This is a genomic window from Argonema antarcticum A004/B2 (assembly GCF_023333585.1).
Classification (GTDB): domain Bacteria; phylum Cyanobacteriota; class Cyanobacteriia; order Cyanobacteriales; family Aerosakkonemataceae; genus Argonema; species Argonema antarcticum.
The window spans coordinates 1-4,591 of the sequence record NZ_JAIQZN010000190.1; the positions used below are offsets into that span (position 1 = coordinate 1).

Below are 4,591 nucleotides of genomic sequence, written 5' to 3' on the forward strand. Positions count from 1 at the left end.
ACTACCAATAATATTGTCACACTCACAGGTCAAACACAACCAGATACAGCAGTCAAATTACTAGAAACCAACGCCACAGCACTTGCCGATGCTACGGGTAAATTTAGCTTTACAGGAGTTTCCCTAAATCTAGGAACCAACACTTTCACAGTAATCTCCACCGACATAGCAGGCAATACTAGCACAGTCAGCCGCACCATTACCAGAGAGCAAATACCTTCAAACCTTGCACCCGCTATCACCTCAACACCAGACAGCGAAGTTTATTACAACAAACCCTACAGCTACAAAGTAACCGCCACCGACCCAGAAAACGACCCCCTGACCTACTCCCTAGTTTCTCCCGCCACAGGGCCGATGGCCGGGATGAGTATGGACAGCACGGGTAACCTGACCTGGACTCCAGCCAATACAGGAAACTACAACATCACCGTGCGGGTGAGTGACAATTTCGGCAACCAGACCGACCAAACCTACACCCTCAAAGTCCCCAGTTATGCAGACAACCGTCCCCCCGTATTTACCAGCGTACCCGTTGTTAGCGCCACCTACTTGCAGCCCTACACCTATCAGGCTATTGCCAAAGACCCAGATTATTACAGAGACCTTACCTACAGCGTGGTCAGCGGGCCAGAAGGCATGAGCATCCAGCCCAACAGCGGGTTAATTTCCTGGACGCCAACTGGCTATCAGGCTGGTCCACAAGCTGTCACCATTAAAGCAACAGATTACTATGGAGCCGCAGCGACACAAAGCTTCAACGTAGGGGTACAGGGAATAGCTCCTGGGAACCTTGCGCCTCTGATTGTCAGCGACCCTCTACTAGAAGCTTACACCATCCGCCCTTACAGCTATCAAGTCAAAGCACTAGACCCAGATAACAATCCCTTACGCTATTCTTTGGTTAAAGCTCCCACCGGCATGACCGTGGATGCCAATACAGGTCTTCTTTTTTGGGACAAACCCCTTGCCTCGCCGGAACCAAAAGATATTACCGTGCAGGTACAAGACGGTTTTGGGGGCATCGACACCCAAAGCTTTAAACTCTCCGTCAGCAACGCCGTCCCCTTGGGGCAAATTACAGGTAAAGTTTGGGAAGACCTGAATAACAATAATTCTCAAGACACTCTTGAACGAGGATTAGCCAACGTCAAACTCTACCTCGACGCCAACAACAACGCTCAACTAGATGCGGTCGAAAAGACCGTCATCACCGATGCAACAGGGAATTACCAGTTTACCAATTTGGCGGCGGGCAATTACATTGTTCGACAGATTACTCCAGAAGGATTTGTGCAAAATCCGGCTGCCTTCTCCTACGGTTCCAACCTAATCCAAAACGGCAGTTTTGAACAAGGGCCAGCACTTCCCAGTAATTCAAACGGCAAAGGAGTGGCGGCGGGTTCCACAGAGATTCCTTACTGGAATGTCTTTTTGAGCGATATTGATTATACCACCAGCAATTATTGGCAAGCTTCGGATGGCAATATCAGTATTGACCTCAACGGTTGGAGTCAGGGAGCCATCGCCCAGGTCATCAATACCGCACCGGGTCAAACGTACCAGGTGACCTTTGACAAATCCTATAATCCCGACTCCTCATCACAGAGAGCCATGAGCGTGAGAGCGGGCGGTCAATCAGCTTTCTATACACTGCCTTACGACGGTCACTCTCATAGCAACATGAACTACTTGCAACAGCAGTGGAAGTTTGTTGCTTCTTCCCCCACGACCGAGCTGGGATTTTACAGTGAAACTGGCGGGTCTTATGGGGCGGTAATTGATAAAGTGGATGTCCGTGCGTTCAATACCACTGCCCTGCACTACCCCATCACCCTAGCAGGAGGTGAAATCGCCAAGCTAAAGAACTTTGGAAACAAGCCGCCGACCGCTACTCCTACCAACCGCCAGCCCAGTTTTACCAGCACTCCGCCCACTACGGCTCCATTTGGTCAAACCTGGCGCTATCAAGCATTAGCCACCGACCCAGACACAAACACCCTAACATACGAACTCACCAGCAAGCCCGACGGCATGACCATCGACCCTGCTACAGGTCTGATTGCTTGGAAACCAACACCAGAACAGCTAATCAGTTCTAGTAGCCCCACCAGAAGTTCAGGCGTCTACGATGTCGGCGTGCGCGTCAGCGATGGTTTTGGCGGTCTCAATTCTCAATTATTCCTTCTTCAAGTCACTTCCCCCGACAGCAATAAAGCCCCTGTCTTTATCACCGAATCTCCCAAACCAGTAGCAACAGTAGGCCACCCCTATCAGTTTACCTTCAAAGCTTTAGATCCAGAAGGTGATGTCGTTACTTACAGTTCGCCAAACATTTTTGCTTTTGGCGCTTCTGTCAATCCCAACACGGGTGAAATCAATTGGACTCCCACGGGTGTAGGTCAAGCAGATTTCATCATACTTGCCACAGATACCAAAGGTGCTTCCACCGTTAAAACCTTTACGATTGGGTCAGTAAGCAGCACTGCCAACGTTGCCCCAACTATCGCTTCTGTTCCTTCTACCGTCGTTGCCCCCGGACAAGTTTACCAGTATCAAATTGTCGCGTCTGACCCCAACAATGACCCGCTAACTTATAGTCTCACTTCTGCTCCTAGTGGGATGCAACTTGATAGTAAAGGGCGAATTATTTGGACTCCCACTGCTGCTAATTTGGGTAAGAATGCAATCCAAATTAACGTATCAGACGGACGCGGTGGTGTTGTCAATCAAATTTACGAATTAGAAGTTAAAAATCTCACCGATTTCAAATTAACTGCGCCTAAAATTACCAGCACTCCCAAAAGTTTAGCAGCAGTAGGCAATGAATATCGCTACACGCCCACAGTCAGTAACCCAGACCACGACTTTTTGGTATTTACCCTAGACTCTTCGCCTGAGTCTATGGTAGTAGACCCAGCAACGGGTACTCTAATCTGGACTCCTACCTCTAACTCTCCTCAAAGCCTTGAGGTTGCCCTAACGGTTATCGGCAGTCGCAGCGGTTCTTACACTCAAAAGTATACGCTGGCATTAAGCCCCATTAATACGCCACCGCAAATTCTCTCCAATGCAATTACCAACGCTACAGTAGGTAGAATTTACCGCTATCAAGTGGCAGCTTCAGATCGAGATGGCAAGAGCTTAACCTATAGTTTAGCTAATTCCCCTGCCGGAATGAAGATCGACCCGGATAGCGGTGTAATCGAATGGACTCCACCCACCTCTAACTGGTTCGATGTCAGCATCAAAGTAGAAGATGGCAACGGTGGTGTGGTTACTCAAGACTACAGGCTGAATGCCGGAACGTCAATTTTTGACACTCCACCCCAGATTATATCAGAACCCGTCACCTCTTCCGCACTCGGACAAACATACCAATATCAGGTGATAGGGATTGACCCCACCGGAACATTACCCGTCCGTTATTATTTTTATAACTACCCTCCCAACAACATGACAATTAACTCGGACACCGGGTTAATTACTTGGAATCCCACTGCCTCCGATGTTGGTTCCAAAGATATCACGGTTGCTGCTTATTCAAGCTACGGTACAGCTTACCAAACTTTCAGCCTCAGCACAATTAATAATACCGCTCCGGTTATCAATTCTACTCCTCAAGCTACCGTGACTGCGGGTGCGACTTATAGTTACAATGTGATAGCCACCGATGCAGATAACGATGCTTTAACTTACAATCTCCTCAATCCACCACCAGGAATGAGTATTGATAAATTTGGCCAAATTACTTGGAAAACAAGTGTTAGCGATATTGGAAACAAGCCAATCCAAATTGCAGTTAGCGACGGTCGTCAACCACCAGTAATTTCCAATTATACTCTAGCGGTAGTAGCAGATAATGAAGTTCCCAAAGTTAATTTAGTTGCCAGCAAAAACTTTGTCGATAAAGGAGATAAAGTAACTTTCCAAATATCCGCTTCCGACAACGTTAGCGCCAGCAATCTCAGTTTGAAAGTTAATAATAATCCAGTTGTTTTAGATAAAAATGGATTGGCTACCGTTACGATGGCGCAACCGGGGAATATAGAAGCAATAGCAACAGCAAGCGACCCGTCTGGCAATCAAGGGTCAAGCAGTAAAACCGTGCGAGTAATTGACCCGACCGATTTGGGTGCGCCTAATGTCAAATTGGATTTGAGCGGGATTGTAGATGGAATAATTACCGCTCCTATTAATATTAAAAGTACGGTATCTGACCCTAATTTAGACCGCTATACTCTGTCGGTTTCGCCGTTAGAGGGTGGTTTTGAACAGGTGATATTTTCTGGCACTCAAAATGTTAATAATGGAGTGCTGGGTAAATTCGACCCATCCATATTACAGAATGGCAGTTATTTGGTGAAGTTAAGTGCCATTGATAAGAACGGTCAGATTAATGAGATTGAAGATACTATCGATGTGGCGGGTGATTTGAAGTTAGGTAATTTCCGATTATCGTTTACGGATTTATCGATTTCAGTGTCGGGGATTCCGATAAGTGTGACTCGGAGTTATGATAGTTTGAATGCGAATAGTAAAGATGATTTTGGATATGGGTGGAGATTGGAATTTAGAGATACCGATTTGC

The 4,591-nt window shown here is 47.1% G+C and carries 1 protein-coding gene; it reads left to right on the forward strand.

Annotated features, from left to right (window positions below; genetic code table 11):
• A partial coding sequence (locus LAY57_RS34900; protein ID WP_249071962.1) for a choice-of-anchor C family protein occupies nucleotides 1-4,591 on the forward strand: 4,591 nt, incomplete at both ends.